At 41.1% G+C, this 17586-nt stretch carries 14 protein-coding genes; 11 read left to right on the top strand and 3 right to left on the bottom strand.

The features are described 5' to 3' along the window. Positions 1-175 precede the first annotated feature (175 nt). From srpA to LEP1GSC062_RS09170, 6 genes are all read left to right on the top strand, one after another. Entirely contained in the window at positions 176-1408 is a 1233-nt protein-coding gene (gene srpA / locus LEP1GSC062_RS09200; protein WP_176091466.1) for a sigma factor sigX-regulated lipoprotein SrpA, read from the top strand. Between the two features lie 749 nt (positions 1409-2157). Then, positions 2158-3522 carry a 23S rRNA (uracil(1939)-C(5))-methyltransferase RlmD gene (rlmD, locus tag LEP1GSC062_RS09190; RefSeq protein WP_010578738.1) on the top strand — a complete coding sequence of 455 codons (1365 nt, stop codon included), beginning with the start codon at positions 2158-2160 and terminating at the stop codon, positions 3520-3522. Positions 3523-4116: 594 nt separating this feature from the next. Further along, positions 4117-5241: a SpoIID/LytB domain-containing protein gene (locus tag LEP1GSC062_RS09185; protein ID WP_039941696.1), complete on the top strand. Its 1125-nt coding sequence runs from the start codon at positions 4117-4119 to the stop codon at positions 5239-5241. Positions 5242-5511: 270 nt separating this feature from the next. Next, positions 5512-6207, top strand: a complete 696-nt coding sequence (locus LEP1GSC062_RS09180) for an ABC transporter ATP-binding protein (protein WP_010578736.1) — start codon at positions 5512-5514, stop codon at positions 6205-6207. A gap of 6 nt (positions 6208-6213) precedes the next feature. Beyond that, positions 6214-8712 carry an ABC transporter permease gene (locus LEP1GSC062_RS09175; RefSeq protein WP_020984050.1) on the top strand — a complete coding sequence of 833 codons (2499 nt, stop codon included), beginning with the start codon at positions 6214-6216 and terminating at the stop codon, positions 8710-8712. Positions 8713-8789: 77 nt separating this feature from the next. Next, on the top strand, positions 8790-9725 hold the full coding sequence (locus tag LEP1GSC062_RS09170) for a hypothetical protein (RefSeq protein ID WP_020984077.1): 936 nt from the start codon (positions 8790-8792) through the stop codon (positions 9723-9725). 151 nt (positions 9726-9876) lie between these two features. On the opposite strand, the gene LEP1GSC062_RS09165 is transcribed toward LEP1GSC062_RS09170, so the two are convergent. Both LEP1GSC062_RS09165 and pyrE read right to left on the bottom strand, forming a co-directional pair. After that, on the bottom strand, positions 9877-10584 hold the full coding sequence (locus LEP1GSC062_RS09165; RefSeq protein WP_010578735.1) for a hypothetical protein: 708 nt from the start codon (positions 10582-10584) through the stop codon (positions 9877-9879). Next, on the bottom strand, positions 10577-11140 hold the full coding sequence (pyrE, locus tag LEP1GSC062_RS09160; RefSeq protein ID WP_010578734.1) for an orotate phosphoribosyltransferase: 564 nt from the start codon (positions 11138-11140) through the stop codon (positions 10577-10579). The genes LEP1GSC062_RS09165 and pyrE overlap by 8 nt, the downstream gene beginning before the upstream one ends. A 335-nt stretch (positions 11141-11475) precedes the next feature. Here pyrE and nadE point away from each other — a divergent pair, with 335 nt between their 5' ends. Beyond that, entirely contained in the window at positions 11476-13410 is a 1935-nt protein-coding gene (nadE, locus tag LEP1GSC062_RS09150) for an NAD(+) synthase (protein WP_020984052.1), read from the top strand. A gap of 253 nt (positions 13411-13663) precedes the next feature. Here nadE and LEP1GSC062_RS09145 read toward each other — a convergent pair whose 3' ends face one another. Then, positions 13664-14362 (bottom strand): LIC_20245 family lipoprotein, encoded by a 699-nt coding sequence (locus tag LEP1GSC062_RS09145; RefSeq protein ID WP_010578733.1) that lies wholly within the window; start codon positions 14360-14362, stop codon positions 13664-13666. Positions 14363-14482: 120 nt separating this feature from the next. Here LEP1GSC062_RS09145 and LEP1GSC062_RS09140 point away from each other — a divergent pair, with 120 nt between their 5' ends. The 4 genes from LEP1GSC062_RS09140 to LEP1GSC062_RS09125 all read left to right on the top strand — a co-directional run bounded on the left by LEP1GSC062_RS09140 (position 14483) and on the right by LEP1GSC062_RS09125 (position 17574). Continuing rightward, on the top strand, positions 14483-15223 hold the full coding sequence (locus LEP1GSC062_RS09140; RefSeq protein ID WP_020984066.1) for an LIC11073 family putative lipoprotein: 741 nt from the start codon (positions 14483-14485) through the stop codon (positions 15221-15223). Then, positions 15220-15987, top strand: coding sequence for a 16S rRNA (cytidine(1402)-2'-O)-methyltransferase (gene rsmI / locus LEP1GSC062_RS09135; protein WP_020984024.1), 768 nt, complete (start codon positions 15220-15222; stop codon positions 15985-15987). The genes LEP1GSC062_RS09140 and rsmI overlap by 4 nt, the downstream gene beginning before the upstream one ends. 12 nt (positions 15988-15999) lie before the next feature. Continuing rightward, entirely contained in the window at positions 16000-16323 is a 324-nt protein-coding gene (locus LEP1GSC062_RS09130) for a flagellar biosynthesis anti-sigma factor FlgM (RefSeq protein ID WP_002616547.1), read from the top strand. 84 nt (positions 16324-16407) lie between these two features. Continuing rightward, positions 16408-17574: an iron-containing alcohol dehydrogenase gene (locus LEP1GSC062_RS09125; protein WP_010578732.1), complete on the top strand. Its 1167-nt coding sequence runs from the start codon at positions 16408-16410 to the stop codon at positions 17572-17574. Positions 17575-17586: the final 12 nt, after the last annotated feature.

Raw genomic sequence — 17586 nt, 5'->3', positions numbered from 1 at the left:
GGAAATTTGAAAGAAGGCGTCGTAAATCAATTTCAATTTGAACTCGGAATCGTATGGGGGATTCTCAGAAAATTTTCCGATTTTTCACCAAAATCCGGCACACTTTTTCGTTCGATTTCGTAGTTTTATTAGAGGTTTTTATATGATGAAACAGAACAAAAGTAAATTGTGCGAAATCAAATTGATCTCGTTTGTCACGATCAGTTTGTTTGTAAGTTGCAAGAATCACAACGCAAATAAGGACGATTTGTTGTTAGCCGCAATCTTACTCAACTCGGGTGGAAAGGCAGAGTTTCGTATTTCCAATACGGGTGCGCTCGCGGCGGCCCGCATCCAAGCCGGTTCCTCTCAATTCAAAGTAGGTTCCCATACGTCCGGATTTTTAACCGATCTCGCCGGAGATAACCCGCAAAACTATGGAGACGGTGCGGGAGACGGATTCAACGATCATTTCATCACACCGGCGGCAGTTTCTATCGGTATCTGCCAAGTTCTCGCTTACAAATCGGTCGCCAAAGGAGGGCCGGAAAAGGGAAAAGAAACATTAGAAAATGCAAATTTTGTAATGTTCAAAGTGCCCGGAGCTCCAATTCCCGGTTCTAAAGTATGTGAAACCGGTTTTATGCGAATCGGATTGCAAACCGAAGGCACTTCTTCGAGTTCCGCTTTTCTACCGATCTCTCCCATTCCGGCTGAAGAGAAACAGGACTACGATCGAGTGGGAATCATCGCAAGGGATTTTACCTATTACTTTGATCCGAAAGACGTCCCTGAAAACACATACCGTTACGTGGATCTGGTGCTAAACAATCCGACTTCCAATTCTGCCCCGATCGATACCGTCGGAAGAGGTGATGTAAGCCCTAAACTTTTTAGTAAGGACTGTCCCGTTTCCTTTATCAATTCTCCAAGTTTTATCTTTTCCAAACTATTAAAACCTGAAGAAATGGGAGGAGTTTGTAAAATGGGTGAATTAGCGATCGATTCTAGTTCGGGTGGCATACTGCAGCTTGGAGGAGGTTCGGATGATTATAATGCTTTCACAAAACCCGACCGCACCCTCAATCCGCCTTCGATTGCCAGTGTCCCATGGAATTCCAACGCACAAAAACTTAAATTCAAAGTCCCCCCTTCCGTCAACAATTTGGACGTGAAAGATCCGTACATATTGATTGTAAATCTGGATTCTTTTGTAAAGGATTCTTCCAAAAAAAAGGGAGATCTGTTGTTTAACGTTTCCATAGACAACACTCTTTTTTGGGATTCGAATGAGGCAGATAACGTATTTTCTCCCCAACTCAACGTTGCCGACAGACCGAATGCTACGAGCGGAGAAGACAATCTGGTCACAAGCACCCGAAAAAATTTGATCTTTCATTTACCTACGATCCTCGACGGAACAGAATGAAATACTTTGTCGATTCCGATAAGACGAAATGATTTCATAGAGTTCGAAGGAAATCAATTCTTTCCATTCAAACTGAATCACATAAAAAGGAGCTGTTGGCTCCTTTTTATGTTCGCATTTTCTCACAAGGGAATGTCGAGCGAAACTTCTTTTATCTAAATAATCGTCTTCGAAAACATAAAATATTAGTAAATTATATTTTAAAAATATTCTTAAAACTGAAAATACTTACATCATCAATCGTAAATTCAGATAATGTTTTTAAACTCCCGGGTATGGTTTCTGAAAACAAGGTCAAACGTCTCCTATACTTTATCCAAAGCATTCCCGCAAAAACAAATCGAAAGGACGGATAATTTACCGATTTCTACGGAATCGAGTATTATGAATTTTGAAACGAATTTCGGTTTAAAGGTAGAATTTCGGATGCTCCTATTCTATAGTTCTTGAGTAGAACTTCAAATCTCAAAAAGCTTTTTAAACCAGGTTCTACCCTATAATAAGAGATTTTATATCTAAAAATCGCATCTATTGCCGTCGATTAAAACCTTTCAAACAACTAAAAAGTTCTTGAGATAAAACCAATCGGTTGCTAGAAAAAAATACCCGTCTTTTTCCAAAAAACTTTCTCATTCTATCCTGTAGATCTTAGGGGAGCAAAATCTTATCCGAAAGTTTTTCATAAGAGAATCAACTTTCAAGACGAACTAAAGTTTACCACACATGCCGAATCGATAGACTGGTCGATAATGCCCGATAAAAACACAAATTTCACCCATAAAGGTACAGTTGAATTTGTGAATTCCAAATTCCGCGGAGTTAGTATTGTAAATAACACTCCGATCGAGATCCCTTATTCTCTACCCGGAGATATTTATAACGTCGTTTTTTTAAAAAAGAAACGACGCAAACTCGCCGCCAAACTGGATTTAATTTCTCAAACTCCAAGAACCGTAATTCCGCCTTGTCCCGCATTCACGAGATGTGGAGGTTGTTCCGCACAACATATTCCTTATGAGGAACAATGGAATTATAAAACCTCGGCTCTTTTGGAAAGTTATAAAAAAGACTTCGGAATAGAACCTATCTTATATCCGGCTCTAAAAAAACTTCATTATAGAAATCGAATGGACTTTGCCGTGTTTCCCGGACCGATTATCGGACAAAGGAAAGCGGGTTCCTTCAGGCATATCGTTGATTTAGAATCCTGTTTTATTCAAAGCGAAGAATCAAATGCGGAATTGAAAAGATTCCGAAGTCTGATCTCCGAATTTCCCGACCTTCCTTATAACCGAAAATCGGATTCAGGATTTCTAAAGTATGTCACTCTGCGAAAGGCAAAAAACTCATCCGAATTGATGACGATTTTAACCTTTGTGGAAGAATTTAAAAACTCGGAGGAAGAGGAGAAATTCGCGAAAGTCTGTTTAAAATATCTGGAAGCGGATCATATTCTATTTTGTTTCAATCGAAGAAAGGGGGAAATTTCAGCGATCGGAGAAGTAAAAGTTCTCAAAGGAAAAGAATCTTATCTGGAATTCGTTTCGGGAAAAGAATTTCGAGTTCCTTTCGATTCTTTTTTTCAACCCAATCCGGAAGGGTTTCAACCGATTTTGGATTTCATCGAAAAAGAAATTCCAAAATCATCCGATCATCTCATCGATCTATTTTGCGGTTCCGGTTTTTTTAGTAGAATTTTCGCCCATAAATTTAGGAAAATTACTGGAATCGACTCCATCAAAAGCTCTTTGGAAATCGCCCGCAAACAAATGTCTTTCGATTTTCCGGAAATCGAATTCTCCTATTTGAGAGAAGATCTTTTCTCAAAAAAGTCATCTTCCCAACTGAACGTATTGCTTCAATCTCGGGAAAAGAACATTCTAATCGCGGATCCTCCACGTGCCGGACTTGGCGAATTTGTTACGGAAGCATTGAAGAATTCAAAGATTTCCTCTTTTTTTTACGTTTCCTGCAATCCTACCTCCCAAAAAGGAGATCTCTGGAAATTGAAGGATTTCTTTCGGATAGAAAAAATTCTCATCACGGATCCGTATCCTCAAACTCCTCACCTGGAATCCGTTGCGTTCCTAAGTTCCAAAAATCTACCCATTTGATCCGGTTGAATTCCGACCTATCGACATAAGATTCATATTTCGTCCCTCGCGAACGTTATACAAATTTAGAACTCCTAAGAACCGACAAGCCAAAACGCCATTAACGTTCATATAATTATATTTTTATTATATTCTTTAATTATTGAATATGTTTTTATCTCGCCCTATAATTTGGATCGAAACGTAATTTTAGGTTAAATACCCTCTTCCCACAAGAAAAGACCGATCTCTTATCGTAACTTTTTTTGTGCTCACAATCACCGAATTTCGATTTACAAAACTTTCAGGACAATTGGGATTTTTCCGTTTTTTCAGGGAATGATCCGTTGAAATTTTCAGAGTTACGGATCCCGCCCAAAACTTTCAATCTTGGCTCAAATGAACGCAAACGATTATAATTATCGTTAAAAATTTCCTCTTTTGCCCTTTCTTCAATTATGATTGTATACGTCCATTTCCGAAAAAGTCGGTCTCACGTTTTCCAAAGTCAAAAGCCCTTTTCAACTTCCCGTAAAACTCAAAAATTCCTATAGAGATTTCGGCTTCTCATCGATATTCAAGAAGAGAGACAGACGTATCTCCGGGATACTTTTTATGATCAAAAAACTAACTTTGTTTTTCATTCTCACAATCATTCTTTTTCAAGTGGGTTGTAGCACCGTCATCATTCGTCCTTGGACCCCTCCCTATAAAAGCCGTTCGGTTCACGAAATCAGAGTACTCCTTGGAAAAGCCGAAGGTGATCTCCAAATTAGAGGGGAAGGAATCATTTCCGTCTATGACGCAAACGATCTTTTGATTAAAAAAGGAATCGATATTATTTCTTTGGACGCTTCACGTTTAAAAGCTCCGATTCGTTTTGTAAGCCAAAACATGAGCCTTGGATATAAATCTCTCAAAGTGCGAGGAGCAATTCATCTGATCCCCCAAAACCAAGGTTCCACTCTTGTGGTTAATGTACTTCCTTTGGAAGAATATCTCTTGGCGGTTGTTCCCTCCGAAGTTCCTTATAGCTGGCCGATGGAAGCGTTAAAGGCCCAGGCAATCTGCGCAAGAACTTATGCCGTTCGTGAAATATTAAATAAAAAGAATGCTTTTTACGACGTGGAAGCCACGACAAATTCCCAAGTATACGGAGGCCTTGAAAAGGAACATCCATTGACTACGAAAGCAGTTCAAGATACAACCGGAGTAATGGCCGTCTTCGAAGAGAATCCGATTCAGGCCTTCTTTCATTCCAATAGCGGCGGAAAAACAGAAACTCCCGAAAACATTTGGGGAGGTAAAAAAGTCCCCTACCTTTCCATCGTGGCTTCCGAGTTCGACAGCGCCGGAGACAATTTTTATTGGAAAGAAACGATCTCTCAAGAACTCATCAATTCTAAATTTTCGAACTTAAAACTCGGCGAAATTCAATCGATTCAGGTTTTATCCAGAACAGCATCCGGAAGAGTCGATCTTATAGAGCTCAGTGGAACGGACGGTTCTTCCAGAATCCGAGGTAAAGACTTTAGGCAAACTCTCGGCACTCCCGTTCGCTCTTTGCGTTTCGGAATTCAAAAAGAAGGGAACGGCTTCCTTATCAAAGGAATGGGTTCTGGTCATGGCGTAGGTTTAAGCCAATGGGGAAGTTTCGGAATGGCGAAAGAAAATTATAACTATGTCGAAATTTTGAGACACTACTACCCCGGAACCGATCTCGCAAGAATTACGCGTTAAAACGAATCTATTAAACTTGGAATATTCCTATTTTTGAATTCGTATTACAATTTTCCAAAACTATAACCAGGGTTTGCAAACTTGACAAATTCGTTTCGCGAATTTTAGACAAAAGCCCGTATTGAGTGAAAAAATCAATATTTATTTGAAGTTTGTCCGAAGCTAACTCAATCTTTCGCGTAAATCGTCCGTGAGAATCTAAAGTCCGGTTTTAAGAATTTTTTCACTTTCCACAAATTTCATTCCGAATTCTACTGTTCTCTCAAAGAAATGACAAGCCCTAACATAGCGGATCCCAAAAGAATCCGGATTTCAAATCTCCGTAAGTCGTATCAAAGCGGAAAACTTCAAACGGAAGTCCTCAAAGGATTGGAGTTGGACATTCCAAGTTCTTCCGTCATCACGCTCATGGGGCCTTCGGGTTCCGGTAAATCAACTTTTTTGAATATACTTTCCGGCATAGACAAACCGGATTCCGGAGAGGTTTTTGTAAACGGAAAGTCTCTACATTTAATGAACGAAAAAGAACTGACAAAATACAGAAGAGAAGAAACCGGAATCGTATTTCAATTTTTTCATTTACTTCCTTACTTAAACGCGCTTGAAAACGTGGCCGTTCCTCTTTACATTTCCGGAATCGGAAAGAAACAGGCCCGAAACACGGCGGAAGAAGCGCTCGAAAAAGTAGGACTTTCTTCGAGAAAATTTCATAAACCGGACGAACTTTCCGGAGGAGAACAACAAAGAGTAGCAATTGCAAGAGCCCTCTGCAAACGACCTTCTCTCATTCTTGCGGATGAACCCACCGGAAATTTAGACACGAAAAATGCGGAAAATGTAATACAACTTCTCATAGACCTGCAAAAACAATACGGGTTCACGCTTTTTATCGTAACTCACGATCAAAAGCTCGGCTCTTTAGGGGAATTTCGTTTGAAGATGACGGACGGAACTTTGGCGGATTAAAACCTCGTGTCTTTTCGGATTTATACGCTATTCTTATTCGAATACTTTCGAAGCCATAAGCTCGGTGCGTTTTTTGCGTTAGCCGGAATATCTTTGGGCGTAGGACTTTTCATCTCGACCAGCGCAAACGGAATGAAGGCGGAAAAAAGCCTAACCGACTTCTCTCTGGGATACTTCCAAGGAAAATATAAGATCAAAATTTCTTCCTCTTTAGGAGATCAAAACCTTCCGGTCTCGCTTATCCACGATCTATCGAAAGACCCTTCCCTAACCTGGATCGTAAAAATCGCTCCTCGGTTTCAAAAGGAAGTCATCTTAAATGATTCGGTTCGAGGCGTATTTATCGGCTTGGATTTTTTAAAAGAATCCGACGAGTTTCTTTACAAATCAGAAATCCAAAATTCCGGTACACAAAACACAAGAGACAAACTTTCTTCCGTTTTTATCAGTCGCTCCCTTTCCCAAAGGATCGGAGTTTCCAAAGTAGATATACGCACGAACTCGAAGAACTTCTCCGTTACGGAGTTGATTGTATTTGATACGGAAGGCGGCAGTATTCTTATGGAAGACATAGAATCCGCAATGGAAAGATTCGAGACGGCGGGACACGTTAGTTTTCTTTTGATCCAACCGGACGAGTTCCGATCGGAACAAAAACGGATTCTTGAACAGAAATTAGGTCCGGACTACAGAGTCGAAACAGTGGAAGACATCCGGGAAAAATCTGGGAACGCGTTACGCTCCTTTCAGCTCAATCTTTTGGTGATCTCTTTCATTTCTCTTATAATCGCACTCTTTATGGTTTCTAACACGATGTCCGGTTTATACGTCAGCCGCGAAAAAGAATTAGGAATCTTAAAAACGATGGGACTGAGTGCGGGTCACACATTTTCCCTCTTCGTATCCCAGGCTTTGTTTTTGGGGATTTTAGGAAGTTTGATAGGACTGGGGCTTGGTTTTCTTTTTTCGAAACTTGATTTTTTTAGCCCGGAAGCGACTTCTGTGGATCTTTCCTATCTTAGAACCTACAATACCGTTCCTATTTCCACTTGGCTACTGGGATTAGGAATCGGAATCGTCGGATCCTTTTTATCCGCCGCGGTTCCGTCCTTTAGAGCGGGAAAAATTTCTCCGGTTTCCATTTTGAGAGAATCCTCTTCGGGAACGTACCGAACGAACGAATTCCGTCTATTATCGATCGGACTTTTACTTCTCTTCATCTTTACTTGTATTGCGTTCTTTCCGTTTCGCTGGAAATTTCCGATCTTCGGACTTCTGGGAATCGGCGGAATCGTAGTCGGTTTTACTCTTTGTTTTCCTTGGGTATTTAAAATTTTTGTGATATTCTTTTTTAAACTCTTAGAAAGATCGGATCGGTCTTTTGTTTTTATGAAAGTAGGTTTGGAAGAAATGAAAAACCAAACCCTGCGAAATACACTCACATCCGCGACTCTGATGCTCGCCACTTCCCTTGTGCTCTGCCTTTCGATTTTAGCGGACAGTTATCGAAGATCCTTGAACGATTGGGCCGAAGCAGAATTCCCCGCCGAGTTTACGATCATCAATACAGCAAACTTAGCAGCGGGAATTCAAGGAGGAGTTCCCATACGTTTGTTAAACGAACTCTCTCAAATTCCAGAAGTGAAATCCCTCGACGGTTTTTGTGTGAATACGAGAGTCGAAACGGACCGGGGAAACTTTACGATTCACGCATATACGTTCGCAACGCACGACCGGGAGGATTCTCCGGAACGCCTAATAGAAACGGAAAACGAAATTCTAATCTCCTCCAATATGGCTTACCTGCAAAATTTCAACGTAGGAGACTCGATCCTGATCGAAACGAAATTCGGAAAAAAAGAATTCAAGGTTCGAGGCATTAAGGAACATTTTTTTTCGGAGCGTGGAACGATCATGATGGATATTCGAAACTACGAAAGGTTTTTCGGACTTAACGGATACAATTCGATTAAGATCTTTTTAAAGAAAGACACGGACCAAAAACAATCGGAAGAATCGATCTCTAAAATTTTAGCAAAAAATTCCTCCCTAAAATTGTTAAACGTAAAAGAATTGCGAGAGCTTTATACGAAAGGAGTGGATAAAGTTTTCGGAGTCTTAGAAACACTAAAAACGACCGCTTTTATCATCGCCATGCTTTCTTTAATTTCCTCTTTGTTTCATAATCTCATTTCGAAAAAAAACACTTTGGGAATTCTCAAATATCTGGGGGCGGACTTTAGACAACTCGGAAAAATTTTGCTGACCGAAAGTGTATTCATCACAACCGTCTCCATTTGTTTTGGGATTCTTCTGGCGTCTTTTCTTTCCCCCATAGTTCTATACGTCGTCAACAAGAACGCATTCGGATGGACCTTAAAATTCACCGTTTCTCCGGAAGTGCCGATCTTTTTTCTAATCCTATCGCCGGTTTTAGGAATTCTCTCCTGCTCGGTTCCGTTATATACTTTACAAAAATTGAGTTTTCGAATCAGCCAAGAATGAAGACGCTTTCTTTCGCTTTTCAGGATGAAAACCAACTTGATTCGAAACCTTCTTTCCAATAGGATGCCTTAATTCTTATGAGCGCATTAAGTGAAGTAGCGTTACAAATCGCTTCCGAAATTCGGAAAGTGAATCTTCGAGAAGACCAAAAAATTCCAACTTCGGATGCCTTCATTAAGGAAATGATGTCGCTTTATTCACGACAACCGGACGATCTTCGAAACATTCTCGAAGCTCTTCGGGCGGCCAAAATCATATTCATCATTAAAATCGTTTTGCCGGAAGAAAAGATGGGTAAGATGAGCGATCCGGGCGTCGACGCGTACGCCTATGCGGATCTCAAAATTCTTAACGACTTGAAATACTATTCAGAAAAAAAATTAGAACGTCTTTATGAAGCAACTTACTACAAAAAGAAATCCCCTTCCCTAATCACAAGAGAACTTTTTCCGAAAATCCGAGAATTGAACAACACTCCGATCGGAAGAATGGTCAATATCGTCGTGATGCTCGAAGAGTTCATCCGGATGATGAACAACAATCCCAACGATTTCGAAGAAGGATCTCGCTCTCAGGCCATGGAAGACATTCTCGTAGCCAAAGGCGATAACCCCGCAGAAGAAAATAGTATCTCTGACGAATCCTCTAAATTGACGCCTTTATCGAATTCTTTCGGGCCGACTCTTTCTCAAAGAGCTACAGATCGTATGGGAGCTCAAGAGGCCAATTTCAACCCGAACAGCCCTTGGGGAAGAATGGCCTCTAAATTTTCAATCGAGTTCTTACTGAGAGTACATCTCAGAAAATGCGAGTTTGAAACGGTTCGTAAATTGATCACCTCGGGAAAGGTCACCGATGAAGTGAATCTTCGTTTGATCCGAGACAGCCTTTTGAAAATGGAAAAAAACATCAACGTGGACAAGGTTCTCGCCTCTTATCTGGAAGAAATGATCGAACTCAGAAGACTCGCTCAGAGAAAGCTAAATGCGATCTCTAAACCAAAAATGTTTTAGATGTCAGGGCTTTAGGAATCAGTGGATAGGGTTTAGTGTAGCGTGTAGCATCCTAGAAAAAGCTGTCGGAAAGGGATGAGGTTATTTTATTCTTCATTGCGCTTCTTGAATCCTGATTTTAGAACTTTACATGCAATCGTATATTTGAATATTATAGAATTTTTAAGTAAATTAAACACTGCGCTATCAATAGGGCCCCCAAAAGGAAAATCCATCTCCGTTTTGCGGAATACGCAAGTTTTACCTTATCTTCCGGAAAATAGACCGCCACGAGAAGGGCATTTATATTAGCGATCAGATAAAAAGACTCCATTTTCAAATGAAAAGGTTCGTAAAAAACGGCGCCGAACATAATCAAAGAAGGAATAAAATACAAAAGAGTTTTCGGATGTAAAAAACCGGGTCTGCTTTCTTGAACGATCACCTTCTTTCCGGAATTTTTTTCCAGCTCGGATTGAAATAGATCCGGTTCTAAAAGATTCAAAACCGGAATCAGGTCTTCCTTTGTTGCAATCAAAAAACGAACGTAAGAACGGAACATGTCCCTTTCGATCGATACGACGGACTTGAATTTCGTTTCAAAAGATTGACCTTTGGAATTGAAGAGCCTCAAAGAATTGGAAGTCAATTCCACTTTGGCTCCTTTTAAAATTTTCAACTGCCTGGAAAAATTTCTATAAAGCAGAAATCCGAGAACCACGGAAAGAAGACCGAAGATCTTCACGAAATCGGTTCGATTTTCTTCCGGGACCTTAAGAAAATTCCAGACAATAAACACGAGATAAAGAAGAACCACGGCAATCGAACGAAAAATCAGATTCCTTCGAAATTTATCGAAATCGTACGGAAATTCACTCATGTTCCAAATTCCCAAAATCACTTTTTTTGAATATAGAAAACATTTGAACCCCTTCCGCAAGGATCGCATCCTTTCCGCCTTCCTGGCGATCCAAAATGCAGATTCCTTGAGTGACCTCAATTCCAGAATCACGCATGCTACGGATCGCCTGAATCGTGGATCCTCCAGTCGTAATTACGTCGTCTACGATCACGCAGCTTTTCACCGCGTGCACCGCACCTTCCACCAATTTTTTCGTTCCGTGGTCCTTGGAAAATTTGCGAACAATCAGAGGATATACGATCTTATCTTGTTTTCTAAATTCCAAACTGATCCCGTAACAGATTGGATCGGCTCCCATTGTAAGACCTCCGAAAGCCTGCGGTTTTAAAATCCCCGATTCGTCTAAATGCCGTTCTACGATAAATCTACAGAGAAGTTCCAAACGATCCGGAACGAGCGTAATTTCCTTACAGTTAAAATAATGTCTGGACTTTTTTCCGGAAGCGAGGGTAAAAGATTGTTCCGAATAACGGTATGCGTGAGTCCGAATGAGTTCTAAAAGTTTCTGTTTCATCGAAATTCTTTCTTACACGTTTTTAACCAGTGAATTTTCAGGAAAGAATCCGAAAACCCGTTTTCAATTTCGGGAAAAATCGAAAGCCCATTTCAAAAACAGATTCTATCGCATGGACTCGCGTATTTTCCGGCTTTACAAACAATCCTCGTCCTCCCAATATCTGGCTCTTCCAAAACCGTACTCAACCAAAAGAACGCAGACTCGAATTCTACCCAACCTGCCCTAATCCTATTTCCAAGAAATTTCAAGTCTCACAAACAAGATCGTTTATCAAAATAAGTTCCAATAAAAAAACACTTTCAAAACAAATTTCAACCTGGATCTTGTAAAACATGCAACCCGTGAGGCTTACGTCCGTTTCCCTTAAAACGAGAGTATTCGATTTTGCAGGAAACTTAAAAAAAATCAAAAGAGTTCTCGAACAGGAAAAGAACTCGGATCTGATCTTATTTCCGGAACTTTGTATTTCAGGTTATGGATGCGAGGATTCTTTTTTCTTTCCCCGAATCTGGAAAAAATCCTGGAATTCTTTGACCGAACTTCTTCCTCTTACCGAAAATAAGATCGTAGTCGTTGGTTTACCTATATTCCAAAATCCTTATCTATTCAATTGTGCGGCCGTACTTTGCAACGGAGTCGTAGCGGGAATCGTTCCCAAATCCAATCTTGCTTCCACGGGAGTGCACTACGAAAACAGATGGTTTACAAGAGGAGAAGAAACCCGGAAAAATTTTACCGCTCCGGACGGTTCTGTAATTCCTTTCGGTTCCCTCATTTTTGAAACCGATCGATTTTCTTTCGGAGTGGAAATCTGCGAAGATTCCTGGGTCCTACAGAAGCCTTCGATTCCACTCGCAAAAGCCGGAACCGATCTCATCCTTTCTCCGGGAGCGTCTCACTTCGCGTTTGGAAAACAGAGAATCCGCAGACAGATCTTTCAGGAAAATTCCAGAAGAGAATCGAACGTATATTTATTTTCCAATCTCTGCGGAAACGAGTCCGGAAGGTTGATATTCGAAGGCGGCTCGATGATCGTTCAAAACGGAAAGTTAATTTCGCAATCGCAACGTCTGTTTTTCGGCGATTTCAATCTTTGTTCCAGTGAAATAGACTTTGAAACTTCCAGAGCCGATCGCGTAAAAAACTTTCGTCCTTCCGGAAACCGTTTCAGCCCAAAAGAATCCTTCGCAGAAAATCGGATCCGTCTCAGTCTTAAATTTCCCAAAAGGACCCCAAGGATCAATCATCCGCTTCCGGAACCTTCCATTTCCCAAGAAGAAGAATCGTATCTGGATTTCACAAGAGCAGTAGCGTTAGGACTTTTTGATTATCTAATATACTCCAAAACAAAGGGTTACACACTTTCTCTTTCCGGCGGAGCGGACAGTTCCGTCTGTGCCCTTCTTGTGACCGCCATGAAAAAAATTGCCAAACAAGAACTCGGCGAAAAATTTTTCAGCTCCCAAGGAATAGAAGAAGACTCCATTCTTTCCACTCTCTACCAAGCGACCATAAACAATTCGGACCGGACTAGATCTCTTGCAAAAGCATTGGCCGAAGACGTCAAGTCCGTTCACGGAGAGCTTACAATCGACACCGAAGTTCAAAATATCTCCCAGAAAATTTCCGAGATCACGGGGATTACTTTAAACTGGAACGAGCACAATCTAACTCTGCAGAACATACAGGCGAGAATCCGTTCTCCGATCATTTGGATGCTCGCAAATTTAAACGGACATCTTCTTCTTTCCACCGGAAACAGAAGCGAAGCAAGCGTCGGTTATACCACGATGGACGGGGATTCTTCCGGATCGGTCGCTCCTCTTACAGGAGTTAGTAAAGAATTTATTTTGAAATGGCTGCGCTTTGTCGCGGAAGGAAAAGATTCGATCCTTCCCGCATATCCTTCGGTGAAAGAGATTGTACTTTCTCCTCCAAGCGCAGAACTGAAACCTCTGAAAGACAAACAAGAGGACGAAAAGGATCTAATGCCTTATCCTCTTTTACAAAAAATCGAAGAGTTATTCACGGTACGAGGCGCCGATTTTTCCGAAATCGTTCAACTTCTTTCAAAAGATCCGGAAATACAAAAATCAGCCTCCGGAGAATTGGAAGAATCTGTGCGAAAATACATCACTCTCTTTCACAGAAATCAGTGGAAACGGGAAAGGCTTCCGCCTTCGTTTCATCTGGACGATTACGGACTAGACCCTAAATCCAGTTTTCGGTTTCCGATCCTTTCCGAAGAAAGTGGATCAGAAGTTTAGAATATTCTAAACTGTTAGCGCATTCCGATTATCCCATTGTATAATGTAGTGTCTGTCAAAAAGAAATCTAAACGATTACTGATCCATATAAAATAGAGTACCGTTAATTTGGGCGCAAATCCCACGCCGCTTAGGCGCAGAATTTCAGATAAATGAAAGGGGAGAAAAAATGAAGGAAAAGTGAGTGAAAAATCGGCTGTTTTTTTCCTCACTTTTTTAGCCCAATTTCTTCCAATTCTCTTAGTGGAGGTTCCTACAATCCGGCTTGTTGAAAGGCGTTTTCCTTATCCTTTTGAACCTGTTGGAGTTGGTTTTTGATAGAATCCTGAATGTTCTGTAGTTTTTTTTCGGTCTCGTCATCTCCGGAACCTTTTTGTAAATCCACAAGATAATTGATGATATCCATTCTATCCAGAGTTTGTTTTTCCATATGATTGTAATACAAACGGATTTGAGCCGGAGAAGCAGTTCTTGCGTAAACATTTCTTGCCGCTTCCGCAACCTGATTGTCTTCCTGTTTTTTCGCTTCCTTTTCCGCAGGGCTTAACTTTTTCGGAACGAGGGAATTGTTTGGAAAACGTTCCCGAAGTTGGCTGAAACGTTCCATCTCCTCATTGGTATAAGGTTTATTCGTTTGAGGATTGATAGGGTTATCGGCATCAGCCGCATTCGGATCGGCTTCTTTTTGTTCTCCTTTTTCAGCCTCAATGTATTCGCCCTTTCCGGCCTTATAAAAGGAAGAATCGAAAATGGATTCGCTCGTTCTACTGCCAGAAGATCCGGAAGAAGACGATGAACTTCCTCCTCCGCCTAATAGAAGAGCAACACTATCAGCTTCTTTACTCTTTTTTTCTTTCTCACTTAAATCTTCCGAAGAAAAAAGAATCCAAACGAGTACAATAAGCACGATTGAAATCCCAGAATAAAGAACTAATTTACGAATGCTAACCACTAAATGCTCCGAAGAAATTCGAGAAATTTTGATTGTAAGACCGCCGATCTAGGAAATTCTATCCTGAATAACGGAATTCGTCTCTAATTTTTGAGAAACCAAATCCTACGCAAGATAAAAATGGCTTTTCAGATTCTTCGTCCAACGTTTCTTCCAATTCTTTCCTTGATTTGGATTTTCTTAGGTTGTGGTAGAAACACAGATGTGGCACAATCTCCCTTTATATTTATTTCTCCAGTAGGGGTTCCTCAATTTTTAAGTATCGTCGCGGTAAACGAGGGAATCACGAACACTATTTCAAAAGACGTAGACTTTCTGTCCGAGCCGAACAACTATAAACCGGAATTTTTAATTCGCTATTATGTGACCAATGCGGAACCACAATTCGTAGGCTATAATCTCTACATCACAACGACAGCTCCTTCGGTTGCGGAAACCCTCGCCGCTGGAGGCGTGTATTTAGAAAACGGTGTACAACCTTCCTTTCCTCATCTTTCTTCCGAAGCATCTACAAATTCTTCTAAATTACAAACCCACAGGATCCTCAATCAGATTCCTCCGCCGGGAGTATTTCCGTTTATTAAGTGTGAGATTTATACGTTCACGATGAGAGCCCTTTTGAACAGCGGAATCTTCTCCAATCCTTCCACCCCCGTGAAGATGTGTTCTTCTTCCAGGCCCTACCTATGTCCGGTCGGTTCCAGTTGCAATCCCTCGGAATGTAATAACGCTTCCTGCACAACCGCGGTAAAACAAAATTGTCCCGTCGGAACACTTTGTAATCCTTGCACGATCACAGGCGCGGAAGAGACTGGTTGTGTTTGTCCTTCCGGAGTTTCTCCTCCGGGTTGTAATCTATGAGTTTAGGGGAAGAATCCTCTCCCGAATCATTTGCGGAAATTCCTCTCGAACCGAGAACTCTTTATGTAGTCTCCACTCCGATCGGAAATCTAGAAGATCTCACCTTTCGAGCGCTTAGAATCTTAAAGAATACGGATCGAATTCTCTGCGAAAATGCGGAACACTCTAGAAAACTGTTCCGATCTTATTCTATCTCGACACCCGCTTCCACCCTCTACAGAGATCAATCGGAAACTCCATATTCCGGTATATTAGAAGAATTGAAAGTGGGAAAAACCTTCGCACTCGTTTCGGATGCAGGAACTCCGGGGGTTTCGGATCCGGGTTCTCATTTGATTCGAGTGGTTCGAGAGGCAGGATTTAAAATCACTCCCGTTCCGGGTGCAAGTGCCCTCACGGCATTGCTTGGAATTTCCGGCTGGCAAGCAAATCCGTTTTTGTTCCTTGGATTCTTATCCGAAAAGAAAAATAAAAAAAGAAATCAACTTACCGAATGGAAAAAATTCGAAGGACTTGTTATGCTTTTCGAATCCGTTCATAGAATCGGGGATACCTTGGATGCGGTAGAAGAAGTTTTTCCAGATTCCGAATTTCTTGTTGGTAGGGAAATGACAAAAATTCACGAAGAAATCCTATATTTCTCTCCTTTTCTCTCTGAAAACCCGAAGAAATTTGTCCATAAGGGTGAATTTGTGGTTTTAATCAATACGAATCGGAAAAAAATGCTTAAAGGCTCTTCTAGATCGGCCGATAGAATTCAGTAGAGGTAACAAATCATGACTATCGATAAAATCGGTGGGATCGGTGGAAGCGGATACGAACCGAAAAGAACAACTCCGGTTAAAAAAGCTGAATCAAAAGAAACTTTCGATAACGTTTCTATTTCCGATACCGCAAAACAAAAAGCATCCGAAGCGCGACTTCAAACGGAAATTCAAACTATAACTCGCAAAATTCTTTCTACTCCGGACGATAGCGATCGTTCCGTTAAGCTCAAAGAAATTAAGGAAAAGTTGAAAAACGGAGATTACGACAACCTGAGTTCCGACGTTTTGAATACAATCGCGGACAGAATCTCAGAAACTATGTTGGGTCAATAAAAACCGTACGAATAAACTGATTTTTACCTCTATCTAAATTAGAAATATTCCGAGTCGCTAGGTTAGCTCCGGGAGACGACAACGATGCCGATACTCCCTGATTGGGTTCATTACACATTTCCTCCAAAAATCCACTTTGAAGCCGATTGCGGGTACAAAGTGGGTAACTTCGTCAAAAATATCGGTTCAAGAACCGTGATATTTTCCACTCAACAAGAGTTGGAGAATATGGACGAACTTTCCATGATCAAAACGAGTTTAGAGAAACATATCGACGGAGTCATCCTCTATGACGACATCGTCAAAGAACCTACCTCGGAAGAATTAGATACGGCCGCTTATTTCGCGAAGATCGCAAACGCCGATTGTATTATCGGCTACGGCTCTTACGAATCAATCAGCATGGCAAAACTCATTGCCCTGCTTGTCACAAACGATATCTTCGCGAAAGACATGATAAACGACAAGAAGGCAAAGCTTAAAAAACCGATTCCTCTGATTTTAATTCCGACTCATCCTATTTTCGGTTTGGAATGTTCTCCCATCTCGACGCTTCTTCTAGGAGATGAAAAAATTACGAAGTATTTCTCTCACGAGTTCTTATTTCCCGAACTAATCATTGCCGACCCTAAGATTTCCTCGTTTATGAGTTCCTCAGACATTTCCAAAATAGGTGTAGGAATTCTGGCTGCGGCCGTGGATACGATTCTTTCCAAGTTTTCCACGGAACTTACGATCTCTTCCGCGCTCCGAGCCATCGAACTTTTACAAAAAAACCTGATTCCTTCGATCAGAGATCCGAAAAATTTAAACTATAAAAACGGTCTTTACGCGGCGAGTCTTTTGACAGGGATCGCTCAATCCTCGAGTTCGCTCGGACTTTGTTTCGCTCTTTCATTAGCAAGTGCGAATATTACAAACTTAGATATCTTTCAGTCCATGTCCATTCTACTCCCCCATGTTATGGAATACAATCTGACCTCCTCCGCAGGTAAGTATGTGATGATCGCGAGAGCCTTAGACGAGGATATCACTAATATTTCCGTGATTGAAGCGGCGATTAAGGCCGTGGAAGGTATTCGTAAAATTTTTATCGAACTAAAAATTCCCCAGAGGCTTTCAGAATACGAGGTGAGAAAGATCGATCTTCCATCGATCGCAAACCTTGCGGCTTCGTTTCCGTTTTTGGATTCCCTTCCGAGAGAACTTCCCAAGAATGAAATCGAAACGATCCTCGTTGCGGCATTTTAAGACCCACACAAG

The sequence above is a fragment of the Leptospira alexanderi serovar Manhao 3 str. L 60 genome, assembly GCF_000243815.2.
GTDB classification, from domain to species: domain Bacteria; phylum Spirochaetota; class Leptospiria; order Leptospirales; family Leptospiraceae; genus Leptospira; species Leptospira alexanderi.
Note: the sequence above shows the minus strand (reverse complement) of the source record. Positions and strands in the feature narration are given on the sequence as shown.